14 protein-coding genes are annotated in these 21,907 nt (G+C 59.0%); 10 read left to right on the forward strand and 4 right to left on the reverse strand.

Translation table 11 applies throughout. The features are described 5' to 3' along the window. The first annotated feature begins 117 nt into the window (after positions 1-117). The 7 genes from OHL21_RS04525 to OHL21_RS04555 all read left to right on the forward strand — a co-directional run bounded on the left by OHL21_RS04525 (position 118) and on the right by OHL21_RS04555 (position 6,346). Entirely contained in the window at positions 118-564 is a 447-nt protein-coding gene (locus OHL21_RS04525; RefSeq protein WP_263416059.1) for a hypothetical protein, read from the forward strand. 332 nt (positions 565-896) lie between these two features. Then, complete coding sequence (locus OHL21_RS04530) at positions 897-1,280, forward strand: hypothetical protein (protein ID WP_263416060.1); 384 nt, start codon at positions 897-899, stop codon at positions 1,278-1,280. A gap of 146 nt (positions 1,281-1,426) precedes the next feature. Then, positions 1,427-1,573, forward strand: coding sequence for a hypothetical protein (locus tag OHL21_RS04535; RefSeq protein ID WP_263416061.1), 147 nt, complete (start codon positions 1,427-1,429; stop codon positions 1,571-1,573). Continuing rightward, positions 1,570-2,583 (forward strand): phage major capsid protein, encoded by a 1,014-nt coding sequence (locus OHL21_RS04540; RefSeq protein WP_263416062.1) that lies wholly within the window; start codon positions 1,570-1,572, stop codon positions 2,581-2,583. The genes OHL21_RS04535 and OHL21_RS04540 overlap by 4 nt, the downstream gene beginning before the upstream one ends. Before the next feature lie 7 nt (positions 2,584-2,590). Then, positions 2,591-3,493, forward strand: coding sequence for a dihydrodipicolinate synthase family protein (locus OHL21_RS04545; protein WP_263416063.1), 903 nt, complete (start codon positions 2,591-2,593; stop codon positions 3,491-3,493). Positions 3,494-3,498: 5 nt separating this feature from the next. Then, a complete protein-coding gene (locus tag OHL21_RS04550) occupies positions 3,499-5,100 on the forward strand; it encodes a fucose isomerase (protein WP_263416064.1) in 1,602 nt (533 codons plus the stop codon). After that, positions 5,066-6,346: an MFS transporter gene (locus OHL21_RS04555; RefSeq protein ID WP_263416065.1), complete on the forward strand. Its 1,281-nt coding sequence runs from the start codon at positions 5,066-5,068 to the stop codon at positions 6,344-6,346. Before OHL21_RS04550 ends, OHL21_RS04555 begins: the two co-directional genes overlap by 35 nt. Before the next feature lie 370 nt (positions 6,347-6,716). Here OHL21_RS04555 and trmD read toward each other — a convergent pair whose 3' ends face one another. Continuing rightward, positions 6,717-7,511 (reverse strand): tRNA (guanosine(37)-N1)-methyltransferase TrmD, encoded by a 795-nt coding sequence (gene trmD / locus OHL21_RS04560; protein WP_263416066.1) that lies wholly within the window; start codon positions 7,509-7,511, stop codon positions 6,717-6,719. Between the two features lie 186 nt (positions 7,512-7,697). Between trmD and OHL21_RS04565 the strand changes: the two genes are divergently transcribed. The 3 genes from OHL21_RS04565 to OHL21_RS04575 all read left to right on the forward strand — a co-directional run bounded on the left by OHL21_RS04565 (position 7,698) and on the right by OHL21_RS04575 (position 15,729). After that, entirely contained in the window at positions 7,698-9,575 is a 1,878-nt protein-coding gene (locus OHL21_RS04565; protein WP_263416067.1) for an alpha-L-arabinofuranosidase C-terminal domain-containing protein, read from the forward strand. 822 nt (positions 9,576-10,397) lie between these two features. Beyond that, positions 10,398-14,297: a carboxypeptidase regulatory-like domain-containing protein gene (locus tag OHL21_RS04570; protein ID WP_263416068.1), complete on the forward strand. Its 3,900-nt coding sequence runs from the start codon at positions 10,398-10,400 to the stop codon at positions 14,295-14,297. A gap of 94 nt (positions 14,298-14,391) precedes the next feature. Next, positions 14,392-15,729: an oligogalacturonate lyase family protein gene (locus tag OHL21_RS04575; protein WP_263416069.1), complete on the forward strand. Its 1,338-nt coding sequence runs from the start codon at positions 14,392-14,394 to the stop codon at positions 15,727-15,729. Between the two features lie 500 nt (positions 15,730-16,229). Here the strand turns inward: OHL21_RS04575 and OHL21_RS04580 are convergent, their stop codons facing one another. The 3 genes from OHL21_RS04580 to OHL21_RS04590 are packed head-to-tail and all read right to left on the reverse strand — an operon-like array spanning position 16,230 to position 21,630. Beyond that, positions 16,230-17,441, reverse strand: coding sequence for a glycoside hydrolase family 88/105 protein (locus OHL21_RS04580; RefSeq protein ID WP_263416070.1), 1,212 nt, complete (start codon positions 17,439-17,441; stop codon positions 16,230-16,232). Between the two features lie 7 nt (positions 17,442-17,448). After that, complete coding sequence (locus OHL21_RS04585) at positions 17,449-18,858, reverse strand: glycoside hydrolase family 28 protein (RefSeq protein ID WP_263416071.1); 1,410 nt, start codon at positions 18,856-18,858, stop codon at positions 17,449-17,451. Positions 18,859-18,870: 12 nt separating this feature from the next. After that, on the reverse strand, positions 18,871-21,630 hold the full coding sequence (locus tag OHL21_RS04590) for a glycosyl hydrolase (RefSeq protein WP_263416072.1): 2,760 nt from the start codon (positions 21,628-21,630) through the stop codon (positions 18,871-18,873). Positions 21,631-21,907: the final 277 nt, after the last annotated feature.

Consider the following 21,907-nt stretch of genomic DNA (forward strand, 5'->3'; position numbering starts at 1 on the left):
GTGCAAAATTTATTGCGGGTTTTAGTGAAATGCGCTTGACATAACCCCACTGCGGGTTCACTGTAAACCTGCATGGCACCACTAAACGAACACGCTCGGAAGCTCGGTCAAAAGGCAATGGAAAAGACGCTCACGTCTGCGGGGCGGGTCCAGCGCAAGGTTAAATCCGGTCGGCCTCCGAGCGGGACGATCCGATTATCCATTTACCACGCGCTAGCTCGGCTCACAGACGAAGCGGATAGAGTTCGCTCACTGATGCAGGAAGAAGGGCTTAGCCCCGACGACGCGCAACTCATTCTCGTTTTCATTTTGGAGCGAGATGAAGTCGTCGCCGTAAAGCCCCTTCCTAGGCCGGGAGAGACCGCGAAGTTTTTCGCTTATTTCGACGGCTTGAAAGACGAAGCAGTACATTTTCTCGGCGTTTTGGGGTTATTGAAAGACCGAGAGGCGGAGAAGATTCTGTCTTTCATATTGCCTTTCACTTCGGAAGCAAGGGATAACAAAATTTTGGAGGCAGCAGTACGAGAAGCTGCGCTTAAGTCTGGAAAACCACAGCTCAACTAAGACGAAGGCCCCAAAGTGCGCTAACACTCTGAGGCCGGCTAGACCAAACAAATACGGGATAACGCATCGTTCGGGCTCTCTCCATTGTAGGTGAGGCGCGAACGCAATGGAGAACTTATGCAATTACGAAAGATCACGCCTGCCTTGGTACGTCGGGACTTGCGCAATCTAGCGCATGGACGTCCGACGAGCACAACGCCTTCCATGCTCGCGCATTATGCGTTGATGTTCTTACCTGCGGACCCGAAGCTCCCGCGGAATGACTTCAAGTCTTTCGCTACGAAGCTGTGGGCACTGCCTGATACACGGAGCGTACAGAAAGAGGGCCACGCATGAAACCTCTTCTGGATGAGTTTGAGCAAATCGCCTGCTGTGCGAAATACCCCGTTGCGATCTTAGCCAACACGCTAAAGCGTGACATCGAGCTAATCGACCTCGCGAACGCGCCATCCGTACCAGAACTGTACACGCTCGCTGAAGGCCGCGGACTCTGCTTTCTTGCGGCAGTCGGTCTAGTCGATGGCGTCCCGATGTCGGCGTTAGCCGCACCACTGGACGACGATATGACAAAGCTCATGACGTCCGCTTACCTGGAGTACGTCCACGAGAAGCAGCGACAGCGGGTCATGGACTTGATACCGCCAGATGCGGCACAGGATTATCTCTGCCGGCTTTGGTCTCTCTCGGACCCGCGTCATAACCGCACCGACGCTTAGCCACATAGCCAAGTTTCAGGGCTGCTCGGCTAAATAGGGCCGAGTCGTAGGCGATAGCCCCCGCAATACGCGGATGGTAGGCGCTGCTGTGCCCCCGTGCGTCCAGGGGAGGGACACGCGGGTATCTCATTACGGAGTTTTTTGCAATGCAGCTAATGGATATGAAACAGGAGCATAAAGCCGCTTTTGATCGTGCCGAAGTGATTATCACCAAGGCAGAGCACGAGAATCGCCCTCTCACCACGTCGGAGAAGGCAGAGTACGGCGAGAACATGGCCAAGTCGAATCCTTGAGTCGTCGAATCAAGGAAGTTGAGTCAAAAAACACAATCAGAAACAAGATGACCAACGGGACGCTCATCATGGATAACGGGCGTCGGTACAACGCGACGCCTCAGCAGAAGTTCCTTTCCAACCAATATGCCGAGGCGTTCTTCGATTACGTCGCATCGGGCGGCTCGCGCGTCGATGCGGCGTTATACGAGGGTGCAGACAACGCAGGCGGTTACACCGTACCTCTGACCGTGGAGTCCAACGTCATTCCGCTCGCTCCGCCAGATCAGGGTGTGCGGCAGGTTGCAACCGTCATTCCCACCGTGATGGACATCAAGCTGCCACGTAAAGGTGCGTTCGGTGTAGCAGGCGCGAAGCCGGAATCGGGGGCTAGCTCCAACAGCTTCCCCGAAACTGACCCCGTGCTTGAGCAAGTCACGTTATCCGCATTTATGGCCGGCATTCGAGAAACCATCAGTTGGGAACTCGCGCAGGACGTGCCGACCTTCCAGGCGTTCGCAGTGGATGACATGCTGACGGCGCAACAGATTTACGAGGGCAACAAATACATCAACGGCGGCGGTACCGGAGAGCCTCAAGGCTTGCTCGGCAACGTGGGCGCGGGTGTAACCGGAGCGGTGGCAGATGCGCAGGGTAATCTCTTGAGCATTGATGCAACCTTCGATGTCCTCGGCAAGCTGAAGACGCCATACCACCAGAACGCCGGATGGCTCATGCAGCGATCAACGGCTGTTGCAATCCGCAAGGCGCAGAAGCAGGCAAACCTCTTCGAGCCCGTGTTCGTTCGCGTGGGTGACCGTGACTATCTGCACGGCTATCCCGTGACGTACGACAGCAACATGCCCTCTACCGCAGCCGGCGCTACCCCTGTTCTGTTCGGCGACTTCAAAGCCGGATATGTCATTGGTGACCGCGGCGGTTCCGGTATCAACGTGAAGGTGCTCGATCAGGTCCAGGCAATGTATTCAAATTTTCTATTTGTCGACAAATCGTTGACATTAAATCTATGATGCCCACATGGCAAAATTGGTAACGGGCGTTTATGCGGCAGTACTTACGCCGCGCGATGCCGTGGGAAAGATCGACGCAGAACGGCTTCGGGGATGGATCGAGTTCCTTCTGCGCAAAGGTGTCCAGGGTTTTGCCATCAATGGAGCAACCGGCGAGTTTCCTATGGTGACCGAGGCAGAGTTCTCGGAGCTGATGGAGATCGTGGCCGGTACCGTCGCGGGGCGGGGGAGCTTCCTTGCTGGTGTGGGGGCTGCTGGAAGCTCTGCTGCCATTTGCCTGGGAAAGATTGCGTATGAGGCGGGCGCGCAGGCTTTGCTGTTACCGATGCCGTACTTCTTCCCATACAGCCAGGGAGATTTGACGGCTTTCTGCCGCGAGGTGGCCGAGAGTGTGGAGACACCGGTGCTGCTCTACAATCTGCCGCAGTTTACCTCCGGTCTGCAACCGGAGGCGTCGCTGGCGTTGATCGAACAGTGCAGCAACATCATCGGCATCAAGGACTCGAGCGGTTCGCTGGATACGGTATCGCTGCTGAGCAAGCGCGCGCCGGAGGCATGCCGCATCATTGGGAATGACAGTGCTCTGGCGCCGGCCTTGAAGAGCAAGGTGGCCGATGGTGTGGTCTCGGGCGTATCGTGCGTGTTGCCGGAGCTGATTACAGCGATCTTCTCCTCCGGTGTGGAGGAGACCCGCGGCGTGGATCTGGATGCGCTCAACGGCAGGCTGCACATGTTTATCCAGCAGCTTGACCGGATGCCGACGCCGTGGGGGCTGAAGGTCTTCGGCGAGGCGCGCGGTCTGGCGCATGCGACCTTCCCCTTTGCTCTCAGCGATGAGCGCAGGCAACAGATGCATGAGATGCTGGCGTGGTTTGCGGAGAACCGCGCAGCCATGATGGTTCAGGAGTAATGGCGATGGTGAAGGAAGTTGTTCTGGTAACAAGCGGCGATCTGCGGCTTTCGGCAAACCAGGCCTGCTGGCCGGCACAGAAGGAGCTGGAAGAAAAGCTAACCTCGGTGCTTGCGTCGATGGGTGTTACGTTGCGGCGTGCCTTTCCTGTCAATGAGAAGACAGGACACGGCTTTCTCTCCAGTCAGCGCATGGGAATGGATGTCTTCGCCACGATCTCCAAGGATATGCCGCTGATCTTTGCGACCGCAGCGTGGCAGTACACGCATCATGTGCTGCCGGGCATGCGCTTCCACAAGGGACCGATTCTGACGCTTGCGAACTGGTCGGGTCAGTGGCCGGGCCTGGTGGGTCTGTTGAACCTGAACGGATCGCTGGTCAAAGCGGGCGTAAAATTCTCCACCCTGTGGAGCCGCGGCTTTGACGATGCCTTCTTCCTGCATGGCCTGAAGCAGTGGCTGGAGACAGGGACGGTTACGCATGATCTTTCGCATGTGACGCCGCTGAAGATCGACAGGCTTCCGGAAGCGGCAAAGACCGCGGGCCGCGAGGTGGCCATTGCGCTTCGCGATCACAAGGCGATCTTCGGTATCTTCGATGAAGGCTGTATGGGAATGTACAACGCCATCATCGATGACGAGCTGCTGAATCCCTGTGGGTTCTTCAAAGAACGGCTGAGCCAGAGCGCGCTCGCCGCGCGCATGAACACAATCAGCGACGAAGAGGCTGCGAAGGTACGCGCGTGGCTCGATGCACGCGGTCTGCGCTTCGTCACCGGCACAGATGAGGCAACAGAGTTGACCGATCGCCAGATCCTGCTGCAGGCGAAGATGTATATCGCCGCTGTACGCATCGCGGCGGAGTTCGGTTGCGATGCTATCGGCATTCAGTATCAGCAGGGACTGAAGGATACGACGCCGGCCTCGGATCTGGTGGAAGGCCTGTTGAATAATCCTGAGCGTCCGCCGGTCTTTGATGAGAATGGTGTAGAGCTCTTCGAGGGTAAGGCGCTGCCGCATTTCAATGAGGTGGACGAGGGCGCCGGTGTCGATGCGCTGGTGACCAATCGCTGCTGGACGAAACTCGGGCTTGATCCTTCGACGACGCTGCATGACGTGCGTTGGGGCGAAGAGCTCGAGGTCGATGGGGAGAAGCAGTTTGTGTGGGTGTTGCAGATTTCGGGAGCTGCTCCGGCCAGCCATTTCGTCGGCGGCTATGCAGGTTCGGTCAGTGAGCGGCAGCCGGCGATGTACTTCCCGCTTGGTGGCGGATCATTGAAGGGTGTCGGCAAACCCGGCGAGATTGTATGGAGCCGTGTCTTTGTCGAAGGCGGCGCGTTGCACGTTGATCTCGGCCGTGGAACGGTTGTTGCGCTGCCCGAGCAGGAGACGGAGCGTCGCTGGCGCGAGACCACCTATCAGTGGCCCATCGTCAATACGGTGCTGCACGGCGTTACGCGTGACAGCTTCATGGCGCGCCATCGCGCCAACCACATCAGCATTGCCTATGCGAATGATGCCGCTGGTGCCGATCACGCACTGGCGGTAAAGGCCGCGGCGTTTGCGGAGCTTGGTGTTAACGTTCATCTATGCGGAGTCAATGCATAGCGTGACGGCCACCGAGTCGCGTACCGGCACGCCCTATCCCTGGCTGCTGGTGGGCATGCTGTGGTTTGTCTGCCTGTTCAACTATGCGGATCGTCAGGCAATCTTTTCGGTCTTTCCGTTGCTGCGGAAGGAGCTTTCGCTTACGCCGATTCAGCTCGGCATCGTGGGATCGAGCTTCATGTGGATGTATGCGCTTGCCGGACCGCTGGCAGGGTGGGTGAGCGATCGTATCTCTCCACGCAAGGTGATTATCGGCGCGTTGGCCTTCTGGTCGGTGGTAACGGCAGGAACGGCGCTCTGCCATAGCTACGGCATCCTCGTCTTCTTCCGCACGCTGGGTGGGTTGGGTGAGGCTTTTTACTTTCCCGCGGCCATGGCGCTGATCGGGGCGTATCACGGTGCGGCGACACGGTCCCGGGCAATGGCCCTGCATCAGTCGAGTGTCTACGCAGGCACCATCACGGGTGGAGCGATGTCCGCGTTCATCGCTGAGCGGCACGGCTGGCGGTCGAGCTTTACCATCTTCGGCGTGCTGGGTGTTGTGCTGGCGGTGGTGCTGCTCTTCTGCCTGCGGCAGCCTCCGCGTGTTGCCGGCGATGAGCGACAGGAGAACCCGCTGCTGCACTTTGTACGTGGAGTGCGTGAGGTGCTGCGTAACGGCCGCATTGTCCTGATGATTGCGGTCTTCATGGGAGCGAACTTCGTCGCCGTGGTCTTCCTGACATGGCTGCCGACCTTTCTGCTGGAGAAGTTCCACATGAGCCTGAGCAATGCCGGCTTCAGCTCGACGGCGTATCTGCAGGCTGCTTCGGTGTTGGGTGTGCTGCTGGGGGGCTGGCTTGCTGACCGGTTCGCAGCAAAGCGGGCAGGCGGACGTCAGCTGACGCAGGCGATCGGCCTGCTGTGCGGTGTGCCATTTTTGTTTCTTACCGGATGGTCGATCACCGTGTTGGGACTGATCGTCAGCATGACCGGCTTTGGTTTTTTCAAAGGCATCTACGACGCAAATATCTGGGCATCGTTGTATGACGTAGTGCCGGTGGAGAAGCGCGGTGTTGCCGCCGGTGTGATGAATAGTCTGGGATGGCTGGGTGGAGGCTTTGCTCCGGTGCTGATTGCTGCGGCAGCACAGAGGTTTGGGCTTTCAGCGTGTATCAGTGCGACGTCCGTGATCTATCTGTGTCTTTCGGTCGTGATGATGGGACTGGCGGCGAGGCTCGCGAAGCGAGCCTCGGTTAAAAGTTGAAAGTTAAAAGTTGAAGCGTTAATGCATGGGTGAGATTGGGCGTATGGTCTGCCCATGCACCGTTGCCCCATTCTTTCGCGTGGCGAAAGGGTGGGGTATCGCGCTGTGCGCGACCGCTTTTCGTTCTCTGGGTAATGAAAGCCAGAGCGGTCTCGCTTCGCTCGATACCCCACGCTAATACCCCAGCGAACAAGTTCGCCGGGGACCCCACCCTTCGCGATGAAGCCGCGAAGAATGGGGCAACGAGTGTATTGCTTGTCGAGAAATGTGTGGCTTCCGCTCACCCTAGCGTTGCGAGCGTTCACCCCCAAAACGAACAAGTCCATTGGGGACCCCGAGGGTGGGGTGCCCGGGCGGGATGTTTCTCTTGCTAGAGTGACGCCAGAAAAGCGCGGTCTTCGTCGGAGAGATCTGCTTTGGCTAACAGGTCGGGGCGGTTGCGGGCGGTCTTCAGGAGCTGTTGTTGCCGTCTCCATTTGCGTACCTGGGCGTGGTCGCCGTTGGCCAGCACTTCAGGGATGGTGTGACCGAGGAACTCTGCGGGGCGGGTGTAGTGCGGGTAGTCGAGCAGGCCTCCGCTGCCGTGGGTGGCTTGCGGACTTTCGAGGGTGTGTTCGATCTCCTCGTCGCTGTGGCCGAAGGATTCGAAGCGGGCGGAGTCGGCGTTGCCCAGCACGCCGGGCAGCAGTCGCGTAACCGCGTCGAGGATGATGGCCGCGCCCAGCTCGCCGCCTGAGAGAACGTAATCTCCGACGGAGAGTTCGCGGTCGCAGAGCAGGGTGTTGACGCGTTCGTCCACGCCTTCGTAGCGTCCGCAGATCATGGTGATGCGTTCCAGCCTGGAGAGTTCGTGAGCAATGCTCTGGGTAAACGGCTTGCCGCCCGCTGCCAGCAAGATGACGGATTCGTGTGTCAGATCGCGTTCGGCCAATGGAGTGATGCCGATCGATGCGGCGCACTCGAAGATGGGCTGGGCTTTCAGCACCATGCCTTCGCCTCCACCGAAGGGCCGGTCGTCGACAGTGCGATGGCGGTCGTGCGTAAAGGCACGGAGGTCGTGGGTGTTGGCAGAGACCACGCCTTTACGAATGGCGCGGGAGACCACGCCGTAGTCGAGGGGGCCGGCGAAGAAGCCGGGAAAGATGGTGATGATCTCGAACCGCATCCTGAGAGTTCAGTGTACGTCTCCTGCGAACAGGGAAGAGGGGGTGTACTTCGCCGGGGCTGGTTCGGTATAGTCCATACCGAGCCGTGTGGGACCCCGTTTTGCGTTCCTGGGAGGTTTTTCCGGGACAAATCCGGCCGGTTGAGATAACGTTTTCTTAAATCCGTTCGAGGAAGATACATGCAAATGAAGTGGATGGCAGTTGGCCTCAGCGCGCTGGCGCTGGGGGTTGCGGCGGCGCAGCAGCCGGCGAAGCTGAGCGTGGACACCACGCAGAAGACGGCTGATGTGAGCCCTACGCTCTATGGCCTGATGACAGAAGAGATCAACTTCAGCTACGACGGTGGCCTGTATGCGGAGATGATCCGCAACCGCACCTTCACCAACCGCTGGCCGCGGTTTGAGTGGTGGCGTGTGGTGACCCAGGGCGACTCCTCCGCTGTCGTGGAGAACGGCGACAGCGGCCCCAGCGAGGCGTTGCCCAAGAGCATGAAGCTCGTGGTGCGCGAGGCATCGAAGGGCAACGAGGCGGGTGTTACTAACGATGGCTACTGGGGCATGCCGGTGCGGCCTTCCTCGACTTACAGCGGATCGTTCTATGCCAAGCCTGCGGGTGTGGGGACGGCGCATATCCGCCTGATTGCGAACCAGACCGCTGCGACGCTGGCGGAGACGACCGTACCGCTGACCGATGGCGACTGGAAGAAGTATGACTACACCCTGAAGACGGGCGCAGGCGTGGTTCCGGGCAAAGACAATCATTGGGAGATGACGTTTACCCAGAAGGGCAGCATCGAGCTGCAGATGGTCAGCCTGTTCCAGCCCACGTTCAACAACCGCGAGCATGGCAATCGTCCCGACCTGATGAAGATGCTGGCGGCCATGCATCCGAACTTCCTGCGCTTCCCCGGCGGTAACTACGTCGAGGGCAACACGCTGGCCGAGCATTTCGATTGGAAGAAGACCATCGGGCCGCTGGTCGATCGTCCGACGAAGCGGACCTCATGGGGCTATACCTCGAGCGACGGCATGGGCCTGCTCGAGTTCCTGGAGTGGTGTGAGGACCTCAAGATGGAGCCGGTGCTGGCCATCTTCGCCGGTTACACGCTGAACGGAGAACATGCCGAGGGCGACGCGCTGAATCCCTATATTGCCGACGCCCTGGATGAGATCGAATACGTGATTGGTGACACGAGCACCAAGTGGGGCGCGGTCCGTGCTCGCGACGGACATCCGGAGCCGTTCAAGCTGCGCTTTATCGAAGTCGGCAACGAAGATAACCTCGACCGCTCGGGTAGCTACATCAAGCGCTATCCGCCATTTGAGAAGGCCCTCCGCGCGAAGTATCCGCAACTGAAGCTGATTGCGACTGCATGGCAGCATGGCGGCTCGCCCGACCTGGTGGACGATCACTACTATCAGACTCCGCATGAGTTCTTTGACCTGGTGCACAAATACGACAACGGCGACCGCAACGGCCCGAAGATCTTCGTGGGTGAGTGGGCGACGCGTACCGGCTCGCCGACGCCCGACTTCGGCGCTGCGCTGGGTGATGCTGCCTGGATGACCTCGATGGAGCGCAACTCCGACCTGGTGGTCATGGCTGCGTATGCTCCGCTGTTTACGAACGTGAATCCGGGCGGCATGCAATGGTCGAGCGATCTGATCGGCTATGACGCGCTGCATTCGTATGGCTCTCCCAGCTACTGGGCGCAGGTGCTCTTCAACGAGCATCTGGGAACGCAGGTGGCGAAGAGCCAGGCCGAAGGAGTGGGCAGCCGGTTCTTCTGGTCGGCGACGGTTTCGCCGGCGAAGAAGGTGCTCTACCTGAAGCTGGTGAACGCGAGCGATCGTCCCGAGGCGCTGACGCTGGACGTCACGGGAGCCAAGGCGGGAGCCGCGGTTACCAACACCATGCATGCAGCGACCTGGTATGTGACCAACGCAATCGATCATCCGGAGACCATCAAGCCGGTGAAGGGAACCACCATCGTAACGGCGGGCAGCTGGAAGCACGTGGTGGGACCGAACACCATTGAGGTGATCGACATTCCTCTGAAATAAAAGTCCCTCCCCGGAAAGCACGCAGGCGGAGCGCGTAACAGGCGCTCCGCCTGCTTTTTTTTGCGCGCAAAGCACACTTTCTTCTAAGGCTTAGAGCAGTTCTCCATCAGCTATAGAGCTGCAAAAGGGAGTCTGAAGCAAGCACTTGGTCATTGGGTGTGATGGAAGGAGCATTGGGTCCTTGCAATGAAACAAGCTCTATACCCCAAAGAGAACACTCTAAAGCACTGAAGGCCTTTCCACCCCAACGAACGTGTTCGTTGGGGGCAGACGCGTTCTATACCAGCCTACTGCTACGCCCAGGTTTTCGCGCTATATCGAAGTTCGTTCCTGTTTTGCTTAAGGGCACGGCTTCAGCCGTGCCGTATAAAGTTGGCAAGAAACGCGGCTTTAGCCGCTGAGGTCATGGTTTGGTACCTCAGCGGCTAAAAGCCGCATATCTTCTGGGCTCAGTACGGGACGGCTGAAGCCGTCCCCTTAAGCAAGGCATTCGCGCCGCAGGCGCGAACCAGAGCTGTTCTCCATCAGCCATAGAGCTGCAAAAGGGAGTCTGAACCAAGCAGTTGGTCGTTTGGTGTGATGGGAGAGAGCATCCGGGTCCTCGCAAAGAATCAAGCTCTATACCCCAATAAAAGAACAGCTCTAGTAGAAACGTTTGCGACCCCGAATCATCAGCCTCCAGTGACATTTCAGGCGAAATTCCCCCGATTTTTCCGATTTAATTCCTCTGCTGAAACTTCTTCCCTATTGACAATGAAACGTTTCACGAAATAGCGTTCCGATGGACATCCAACGACAAGATTTGGAGTCGCAGGAGGAAGTATGGCAACAACCCTTTTGGAGCCGTGTGAGCGCATTGTGTCTTCCAGGTGGAGCCGTCTGCTGGGTATGCTGGCCCTTCTCGCCGTTGTCTTGATGCCGGGCGTGTTGCCGGCGCAGACCGGTGGTGAAGGCGGTCTGCAGGGCTCCGTGACAGACAGCACCGGAGCCGCAGTTCCGGACGCAACCATCATCATCACCAACCAGGGAACCGGCACGCAGACCACTCGTCAGAGCACGGGCGCCGGCCTGTACTCCATCACCCCGCTACCGCCGGGCATCTACACCGTTGACGTGAAGCACGAGGGCTTCCAGGAGTTCATCCAGAAGAACCTGACCGTCAACGCGATGACGGTTACCGGCTTCGATGTGACGCTGACCGTCGGTGCAGCCTCGGATGTGGTGACCGTCAATGAAGCTCCGCCACAACTGGAGACGACGAACGCATCGCTTGGTCTGACGATCGAGAACGAGGCATATTCCAATCTTCCGCTGGTGACGAACAACGCCCAGCGCGATGCAACCGCATTTGGGGCGCTGGCGCCTGGCGCACAAGGCGGCGCACGGCTGCCGATCGTTGGCGGTACGGGAAATTATCTTGGGCAGCTCTATGTAGATGGTCTGCCCGCGCAGACGGTCAGCCAGCAGGGTGATAACCGCCTGGTCTCGCAGGCATTCTCGATCGAATCCATTGACCAGACGCAGGTTCTCACCAGCACGCCACCCGTGGAGTACTCCGGTGCGGGTGCGCAGAACTTCACCATCAAGTCAGGCACGTTGAGCTATCACGGCCAGGTCTCGGACTACATCCGCAACACAGCGCTGGATGCGTGGCCGCTGCTGACCAAAGCGCAGACTGTTTCCGATGGCAAGGGCGGGCAGGTTCCTGCGCCGAAGCCTGTCGATCACCAGAATGAGTTGTCCGCCAGCGTCGGAGGACACGTACCAGGCACGAAGCGTGTTTTCTTCTTCGCCGCATATGATCGCTACCACAACCGCACGGTGCGTGGTCCCGTGGCCTACACGATCCCAACGCTTCTCGAGCGCCAGGGGGACTTCACCGAACTGCTCGGTACCTCCAGCCCGGCGCTGTTCGATCCCACAACAACGAGCTGCTCCGGTGGAACCTGCACCCGTAAGCCATTTCAGGGAAGCAAGAACGGAGTTCCGACTTACAACGTAATTCCGAGCAGCTATCTTTCTCCGTTCGCGAAGGCGGCTCAGAATTATCTGCCCCAGCCTTCCAACTCCGGTACGACGAACAACTATCTCGGCAGTGTTCCGTACGGATTTGATAACTACACTGTCGATTACCGCGTAGACTTCCAGATCACACCGAACCACCGCATCTCAACCGTAGGTGCGATCGGTAAGGTCGGTTATCTGAACAACTACAGCGCACCTTTCCTGCCGCAGCCCTACACCGGCGGAAATCTCGCGACCATCTATCCGAAGATCTTCGACGTTCAGGATGTCTACACCATCAACAACAATCTGGTGAACCAGTTGAAGTTTGGTTTTGTACGCTTCTTCCAGGACATCAAGAACGCCACCCAGAATGTTCCGGGTTATCAGATCGGTGATCTCGGCGCGACCAACCTGCCTGCGGGGCAGGCGGGCCAGACCTTCCCGGGTATGACGTTTACAGCCGGAGGTGCCAGCTCGGTCGCGTTGCAGACGTGGACCGGCGCCAGCGATGCCGTCTCAACGCAGAAGACGACGCCGAACAACTACACCATCCTCGATAACGTGCTGTGGACCAAGGGCAAGCATTCTGTCACCGCCGGTATCCAGGTGCAGTGGCAGCAGATCAACAACGCCAATCCCGATACCTACACTGGTCTGCTGCAGATGGTTTTCAACAACTTCTCAACCGCGAACTTCGGAGCAAACTCGCAAACGCTTTCCAGCTCTTCCGGCTACTCCTATGCCAGCTTCCTGCTGGGAGCGATCGGCGGCACTCCGAGCCTGCAGCTTCGTCCTGTCAGCGAGGTCGGTGGCCGCTATCGCCCGATTGCTCCCTATGTCTCTGATACATGGAGAATCACGGAGAAGCTGACGCTGGATGCGGGACTTCGCTGGGACTATCTCCCGCCTTATCACGAGGTGAAGGATCGCTGGAGCTTCCTCAACCCAAACCTCACCAATCCATACACCGGAACACCAGGCGCGATTCAGTTCGCGGGTAACTATGGTGGAGCAGCGGCGAGCTGCCAGTGCCGTACGCCAGTACAAACCTATTGGAAGAACTGGGGACCGCGCGTCGGTCTCACCTATGCGCTGGATGATAAGACCGTGCTTCGTCTCGGTATTGGACGTGTCTTCTCGCAGGGCGGTGGTGTAGGCGGCCGAGGTGGAGCATTCAACGGAACCGGCCAGTTGGGCTTCAACACCAGTATTGCGTCACCGGCGGAAGTAACCACGGGCGCGGGTGCGGGTCCGTCGTATTACCTCAACAACAGCAGCGCATTCCAGGCGTTGGGGATGGCCAATACGGCTCTCTTTGGTGGCCAGGCATATCCGACGGCTCCGACCCCTGGGCCTGCGACGCTTGGGCTGAACACCGGCTTCTACCTGAACAACGGAAGAATGGTGACTGGGCAGGGAGTGAGCTATGCTGACCCGTATTTCTCCAGCCGCGCTCCGAACTTCACGTTCTACAACGTGGGCATCCAGCGTTCGTTGACCAAGGACATGGTGCTTGCCATCAACTACGTCGGCAACCAGAGCCATCACCTTATCAACTCAACCTCGAACGCCGCGAATGCCCGTGGCTACTGGTCGAATCAGCTCAACCCGATCTATCTGGCGGGGCTCGGGAGTGTTGTCGCGACGGACGGCAAGACGCCAATCCTGATCGCGCCGGCAACTGCGGCGAACGTTGCCAAAGCACAGGCAGCCATGCCGGGTGTCAATATTCCACAGTTCTTCCAGAACGCGGCGGCGGCCGGCAACGGAGGGGCGGCGACGATTGCTCAAGGTTTGACGGCGTTTCCGCAGTACTCCGGTGTTTCGGACACCTGGGGTAACGTGGGCAACTTTAGCTACAACTCTCTTCAGGTGACCGTTCAGCAGCGCATGTCGCGTGGACTTACCTTCAACTTCAATTACACGTGGTCGAAGAACGTCGGCGACGACGGAACCTTCCGTAGTGGCTTCGCGATTCCGCAGGCCGCGATCTCGGGTGGTACGCAGAGCTGGGCGCAGGATCGTATCGATCGTGGTGTCACTACGATCTCATCGCCCCATACGTTCCATGCCTATGGTGTCTGGAAGATGCCGTTTGGCAAGAACGGATTCGGCGGTGGCCATCTGGCGACTCGTACGCTCTTCAGCGATTGGCAGCTTTCGAACATCTTCACTTACAGCACGGGAACACCGGTAGCTGTGGTCTGGAACACGGACGCAAGCTGCAATACGCTTTCGACGGCGACGGGTTCCAATCCTCTTCAGGGGCGCTGCATGCCCGACTTGAATCCGTCGTATGTCGGATCTGGCCGGACCGGCAGCAACTACGGTAAGGGTGGCACCAGCATCGCCTGTAACCTTGGTGGCGCGGGATGCTCCGCGACCAAGTACCTTGACTCGACTGCCTTCCAGGCGCCGAGGAGCATTTCCACTGGAAGCACGCCTCTGTACCTGTTGGGGAACGCGCCTCGCACTCAGCCACTTGGCCTGAAGAATCCTGCGGCTCTTACGCTGGATGCCGCGCTTCGTCGCACCATTCCAATCCGCGAATCCATCAACTTCCAGTTTGAAGTGACGGCTTCGAATGTACTGAACCATCCCATCCTGGGCAATCCGAATGCACAGTGGGGTACGACAGCGTTCGGAACCATCACCAGCATCAACAGTGCCAGCACGCCGCGCAGCTTCCAGCTCGCGGGCCACCTCAACTTCTAACGTAGGTAGCAGCCAGCTCGTGGGCCCTGCATGACCACGTCATGTGGGGCTCAATTTCTTACCGACAACAATCTGCACCGCAGGAGTATGTTGTATGCGCTTCAAGGTAGCTGCATTCTTCCCCCTTGCCGCCGGCGTATTGCTCTGTCCGGCCCTGTCTGCCGCTCAGGACTTCAACGTCCCCAACGATCGCCGTCCCGCTGACAAGCGGCCCACGCCGGAGGAGGTCGCGCATCCCCCCAAGAGCTGGATCGATAAAGACACCGGCCACCGCGTCATTCGTCTGACGGATGAGCCGGGCTCGGCCAGCTTCTACTTCAACGTCAATGCCTACACTCCCGACGGCAAAGAGATGGTTTACACCACGCCGGAAGGCATCTCGGTGTTGGACCTGCACACGCTCAAGTCGCGCAGCGTGGTGAAGGGTAAGGTGCGCACGCTGGAGGTAGGCCACAAGACGCAGAGTATCTTCTATGTGAAGAACGACGAGCGTGCGGTCTACAAAACCAACGTCGATACCGGCGAGACCACCATGCTGGCCAAGCTGCCTCCGCGCGGCAACATTGTCTCGGTGAATGCAGACGAGACGCTGGCCGCGGGAACATACGACGAAGAAGATCGCCCGAACGAACAGTATGGCCGCAACGGACGCACCTCAACCGGACAGCCGGCCGGTGTTTCGCAGACCAGCCCTCTGGATCAGCCGGTCAATAAAGGCGAGATGATGGAGCGGCGTCTGGCGGCGAAGATTCCGCTGGTGCTCTACACGCTGGACCTGCGTAACGGCAAAGTCACCCCACTGCTGCATTCGACCGACTGGGTGAACCATCTGCTCTTCTCACCCAGCGATCCGAAGCTGCTGATGTATTGCCATGAGGGCCCGTGGCAGAAGGTCGACCGCATCTGGACCATCTGGACCGACGGCACGCACAATCAACTCATGCACAAGCGCACTATGGCGATGGAGATCGCGGGGCACGAGTTCTGGGGACAGGATGGAAAGACCGTCTACTACGATCTGCAAACACCGAAGGGCGAGGACTTCTGGTTGGCGTCTCTGAATCTCGAGACAGGGAAGCGCAACTGGTATCACATGGATCGCAATGAGTGGTCGATTCACTTCAACGTGAATGAGAAGGCTGGCTTGTTCACAGGTGACGGCGGCGATCCGCATCAGGTAGCTCGCGCTCCTGATGGCGAGTGGATCTATCTCTTCCATGCGAAAAAAATCCAGAGTGAGGGCATGATGGATGGCCCTGAGTTTGTTCAGCCGTGGGTCTTCCAGTCGGAGAAGCTGGTGAATATGAGCAAGCACAACTATACGCTGGAGCCGAATGTAAGCTTTACGCCGGATATGAAGATGGTGATCTTCCGGTCGAATATGTTCGGACCGACGTACGTGTTTGGCGTGGAGATTGAGAAGGCGAAGTAGCTGTTGATGAAAAAGAGGCACCCCGAAGGGTGCCTCTTTTGTTTTGGTTTGAATTGAGTGGCGACTTTAGAAATGACCTCAGCGGCTAAAGCCGCGCTTGGTGGAAGTCTTGTACGGGACGGCTGAAGCCGTCCCCTTAAGCACGGCATTCGCGCCTTCAGCGCGAAACCGTTGCGCGACGCGCAATGGTTTATAAGTCTTTCTATAAGTAATGTTGTTGCGAAAACGCCGTCTTTGTCGGGCTGCAATTTCTTATCAACGTCGCAGGATGGTCTTGCTTAAGGGCACGGCTTCAGCCGTGCCGAACTAATGCAGAACGAAGATGCGGCTTTAGCCGCTGAGGGCAATGTGTTGGAGAAACAGATTTCTTCGCTGCGCTACGAAATGACAAACAAAAAGCTCGAGCTTCGCTCGAATGTCCCACCCATCGCGATATCACCCCAGCGAACAAGTTCGTTGGGGACCTCGATGTGCGATGGATGGGGCAACCGGTGCATGGTCTACTTCTTCTTCGTCATCCGTTTCAGTTCGCTGCCGGCCATCAGGAAGCCGCCTACGCCGTAGGTGTAGCTGGCGCTGGGGCGGTAGTAGGCGGGCTCGGCGCCGGTCTGCTGGATGTTGCCCAGGCGGCCGTCGGCGTAGATGTTGGTGAGCAGCCCGGCCCATGCCTTCTTGATCACCGGCATGTACTTCGCCTTGTCGAGGATGCCTTCATTCACGCCATAAGCCATGCCGTAGACGAAGAGAGACGCGCCTGAGGTCTCGGCCGCAGGGAAGTGTTCCGCATCGAGCAGGCTTGCGTGCCACTGTCCATCTTTGTCCTGCAGCTCGGCGATGCGTGCGGCCATGTCCTTGAGTTGTTGCACATAGAAGGGACGCCGTGGGTCGTCCTTGGGAAGGAACTGCAGTGTACGGGCGAGACCGGCCATCACCCAGCCTTCGCCACGCGACCAGAAGATCTTTTTGCCGTTCGGGCCGCGCTTGGGGATGTAGCTCGCGTCACGCGCATAAAGACGCTCATCCTTGTCCCACAGCAGATCATAGGTGCGTTGCCACTGCGCGTTCATGTAGTCGATGTACTTGTGATCGCCGGTTGCGGCGTACATGCGGACATACACAGGTGGGGCCATGAACAGGGCATCACACCACCACCAGGGAATGCGCGGGTCGCCGGGACGCAGCGTCTCCAGCGGCATGACGGTATCAAGGGTGTGGATGGTGGGAGCGATGATCTTCGCATCCTTCTTACCGCCGGCGAGATAGAGCTCGGCATAGGTCTGCGCGATGCTGATGTCATCGGCATTCGGCAGCTTGTCAGGATTGCGCGGCTGGTACTCGAACTTCTCGGCCATTTCGGCCATGGCATTGCGATACTTCGGATCGCCCAGTGAGTCAGAGGCAGCCATGAAGCCGCTGTAGAGCACGCTCCAGGTCCAGATCCTGTCGAAATAAGGCTGCGACTCCTTGAGCTGCCGGTCGGCGACCTTGCGCATCACCTTGTCGATCGCGGCAGGCGACAGCGCGGGAGAGATGTCTTTCGCGAGCGGACCGGCATCTTCCGGCGAGGTGCCGAAGTGACGGCCGTTGTCCTTATCGATGATGGCCTGCATCTCCGGTGTGGGCTTCGGACTCTGCTGCGCGTGCGCAGAGATGGAGACCGCGGCGAGAGCAAGCGATGCAACTCCCGCGCGGAAGAGAGACGATGTCTTCATGCGTGCGTTATTCCTCGTATTTATGCGGGGTTTGAGCGTTGGCATCGCTCTTCTTTGAAGTCTGCGTAAGGCCCTTGATGTTCTCTGTGTCATCCAGCGCGACGGAACTGCCGTCGGCGATCTGCAGCTTCAGGTCGTGCAGGTTCCAGTCGCGCGCGGCGCTGATGTGTCCGGCGGTGCCGGCCTGTACATCCAGGTGATCGATCTCAAAGTGCTCGACCGGCTTCTTCGGATTGCCGGCGACGTCGAAGACCATTTTGGCACCGGTCGCTTTGATGTTCCAGATGTGCACATCGTGGAAGTAGGCAATGCCCTTCTCTTCAGGGACAGGGGTTGTAAGGACCTTGTAGTAGTCCGGATAGTTGGTCAGGCCATCGGGGATTTTGGTGTAGCTGTAGTTCGGATTCCAGTTCATGGTCATGCGCAGCACAGTTGGTGTGTCTTCCATCACCAGGTCGTGAATGCGTATGTTCTCGCCGAAGCCGCCGCGCGTGCGGGCTGATTTGAAGAGGATGCCTGACGGAACTCCCTTGAGTGTGCGCAGGTTGTAGATCTCGATGTTGCGGAATCCGCCCGAGGTCTCGCTGCCGAAGGTTACGCCTGCCGCTCCGACACGGATCAGCGAGTCGCGGATGATGATGTCTTGCGTGGGGCGATTGACGCGCAGCCCATCGGCATCGCGCCCGGCCTTCAGGCAGATGGCGTCATCGTTGTTCTCGATGTCGGCGTGGGCGACGGTAACTTTGCGGGAGGAGTCGATATCGACGCCGTCTGTCGAAGGGCCATGTCCGCCTTCATTGGCGCGGACGATCACTCCGTCTACCAACACATCGTGCGAGTAGACCACCTGTACGGTCCAGAAGCCGGGGCGTTTCAACAGCAGGCCACCACCAAGCTTCACATCGTGTGAGTCATAGATAACGATCAGGCGCGGGCGTTTGGCGTCGTAGTCCGCGGCCCAGCGCAGGCCTTTGGGATCGTCCTCTTTGCGCAGTGCCCAGTAGCCGTCCCACCAGACCTTGCCGTCGCCGTCGACGGTGCCTTCGCCGGTGATGGCGGCGTTGTGCTCCTGGTAGACGTTGATCAGAGCCGCGGGCCAGGTCATCTCAATACCGGCAACGCGCGTGGGACGCATGGGATAGTCTTCGAGCTTCTGCGATCCCTGAATGGTGACGCCTTTGTCGATCTGCAGCGTCACGCCCGACTTCACGAAGATGGCGCCGGTCAGATAGGTGCCCGCGGGGAAGGTGACGGTGCCGCCGTGTTTTGCAGCGGCATCGATGGCGCTCTGAATGGCTTTGGTGTTCAGTGTGACGCCATCGCCCTTGGCTCCGTATCTGGCGACAGAGAAGGTTGCGGCCGCAGCAGAGACGGTGGTGCAGGCAAGAGCAAGGAGGGAAAGAAGTGTCTTCTTCATGCGCGTTTCCTGTTATTGCTGCGCTTCAAATACAAGTTCAATGTTGCCGAGAATGCCTGATGGGACGGGCTTGACCTTATCGAGGTCCTGCATCTGGAAGCGGTCGCCGTACTTTTCAATCAGTGGCTCGTAGTCATGCGGAGGCAGTGCTGACCAGGCGTTGAGCGCGGTGTTGTAGACATAGATCTCGATCTTGTTCTCACCAGACTTCAGCAGCCCGGCGATGTCCAGGCGATAGGGCGGATGCCACAGCGCTCCCGCCGGCTTGCCATTTACGACGAGCAGGGCGCCTTCGCGCACAGGCGGGTTGTACCAGGCGCGGGTGCCAGGCCCTGTGCGGGTGACCAGGGGATTGGGAATGCCCTCACGCTTCTCAGCGCTTGGCGGAGCATCGGGAGCTCCAGGCTCCGCGCTGCCGCCGCTGATGGTGAGATACACACCTGAGGTCGGAGCCCTCTCGATACGGAAGCCGCGCGAGTAGACCGCCTCACCGGAGTAATGCAGCGTGGCTTCGTTGGAGGTCCAGTCAGCAAGCGTGTGCTGTGTTTCTGTCTTGCCCGTGCCGGTGAAGCTGACACTCCAGTCGTGGCTCAGATCGATGGGAGTGGTCGACGCTGTCGTTGTGGCTTTGCTTGCGGCAGCGGTCACTCCATTGCCGAAGAGATACGTTCTTGACTCATAGGGAGCCAGTGTCAGCACGATCTTCTTCGGTGCGAACGTGCCGGGTAGTGCGTGGCCAGTCTCCGGATCGAGCGCCACGCCTGATGCGTAGCTGGTGGCGAAGCTGACAGTCGCTTTGATCTCGCGATTGCTGGTGTTGGTCAGGAAGTAGATATCGCCGGTTGAAAGCTTGCGGCGGATGAAGCCGATTGCGTTGCGGTCGAAGTCTGCGGTATCGAACGAAAGATCGGGAACTGCTGCTTGGTGTAAGGCCGTGGTCAGTTCAACGGTGGTGTTGGCTGCTGCAGGAAACAGATTCGAAGCGAGCTCCGTGAGCTCGGCGGAAGGCCGGCCCTCGGGAGTGAGTGTGGGCAAGTGGCCGTAGGCAACGACCTTGCCTCCGGCTGCCTTGAAGGCAGCGATCTTCTTCAGCGTGGAGACAGGGATGCGTGTTGTTGGCGGCAGCAGCAGAATGCTGTGCTGCACGCCCAGGCGATCGATCGCTTCCGCATCGGTGAAGTCGAAGTTGTAGCCGGCGGAGAGGATCGCGCCCAGCATCTCCTTAGGAAGGAGGTCCTGCATCGCTCCGGTGACGGTGACCTTGGTCGGCCTGAAGGCTGCCCATGCATCGTCGGTCGGCAACAGAACTGCGACCTGGTTTGCGGGCTTGCCTTGTCGCATCAGGTAGCTCAGACGGGCGATGTAGTTTGTCACCGCAGGCATGACCGGATGCCACGGGTTGTGATCATTGAAGACGGCGGCGGCGTAGAGCGACCAACCGGGCTCTCCTACCTGTGGCGCCGAGTAGGGCCAGCCGTGGAAGATGAGCTGGTTCTCGCCCATGATGAAATCGATGTCGGCTTCGGCCTTCATATCGAGCGGTGTCGCACGGAAGACGGGCGAGTGCAGCCAGGTAAAGGTCTCGCCGGAGGTGACGTTATTGCCAAAGAGGTGATTGCCGGAGCTGGCCCAGCGCAGTGTCGAAAAGGCCCGCCACTGCGGTCCTTCACCTTCGGGTAGAGCGACAAGCTTCTGGCTCGAGAGTGAGACGGCGGGCTCGCCATAGGTCTGCGAACGGAACTTCGTGCCGTGCTGTTTGGCCCAGTCATTGATCTGCACCAGGTAGGCTTCGTTGACCAGCTCGGTCAGCGTCTTGCCCCAGTCGTGGCGAATGTTCGCGGAGTTCGGAGCGTCGCCCGCCACCAGTTCGGGCAGGTGTGGAAGCAGATCGTAGCCGCGACGTTTGCGGAACTCTTCGGGAAGCGTTGGCGTCCAGTCGGCTCCATAGGCTTCGAGGGAGTCGGAGAAGATGGCGTAGGGAGGCGTATTGCCGAAGGCTTTGACGAGAGGCTCGCCCACGGTCTTCAGATGAGTGGCGACTGCTTCCTTGCTGAAAGGATCGAGCACCCAGCCTTCAGCACCGACTGCGGCGCGTTTCACCATCTGGCCGGTGTGGCTCTGAACGAAGAAAAGGATCGCGCGCGGCACGTCTGCTGCAGTGACTTTTGCGGACGCAGAGTCCAGTGTTGCTGGCGATGAGGTGGAGGCATCCCACTTCGACTGCGTTCCGTTCACGGCTGCGGCGTAGATGAGGCTCTCGCCCTCTTTCAATGCGGGCAGTGGAGTGCTGGCGGCTCCCGCAGGCAGTGCCGCGACGATGGTGCGCAGGCGCGTTGCTGCATTGTGCAGCGTGACGGTGGGGCCGCCGTAGGGCCAGCCGCTGCCGAGGGTGACATCGATGCGCAGACCGAGCTTGCGGCCCTCTGCCTGGGCGTACTGCACGGCATCAAGCATCTCGGGCGAGAGGAAGGAGAAGTTCTTCAGGCCGCTTGCGGGATCATCGAGGACCTGGGGATAGACGAAGGCGAGCTCTGCTCCGCCGATGCCATCGGCCTTCATCTGCTGCAGCTCGCGCAGAATCTCGGGCTTCTCCACTGCGGGGCCGAACCACCACCAGCGCACCATGGGTTTGGCCTCGTTGGGCGGACTCAGAAATCCCTGTTGGATGGCTTGCAGAGACGGTGCGGCTTGCGCGTATGCAGAGACGTGGCAGCAGGCAAAGGCCAAGGCAGCCGCCGGCAGCAGCAGCTGTTTGCAGGGTAGAGATTTCATGCAGGCGAGCTTACTCCCTCAGGTGCGAACTCTAGTGAAGCTGATATGCCAGTGTCAATAGGTAAACAGTTTCTGGAAATTCAGGGTCAGATCGTGTTGCTTGCATACCGTCGCAGTGACGGCCGCGTCCGCCGCTCCGAGGCAATCCAGGGTATTACCCTCCACAGCTAACAGCTAATCGATATCCGCTAGGGTTGAGGAGCGGACGATAGAAGCGGACAAGCTCAACAGGGGCCTGCTTACCTCATCTCCCTTGTCCGCCTTTTCTCCACACCCG

This window comes from Terriglobus albidus (genome assembly GCF_025685425.1).
Lineage (GTDB): Bacteria > Acidobacteriota > Terriglobia > Terriglobales > Acidobacteriaceae > Terriglobus > Terriglobus albidus.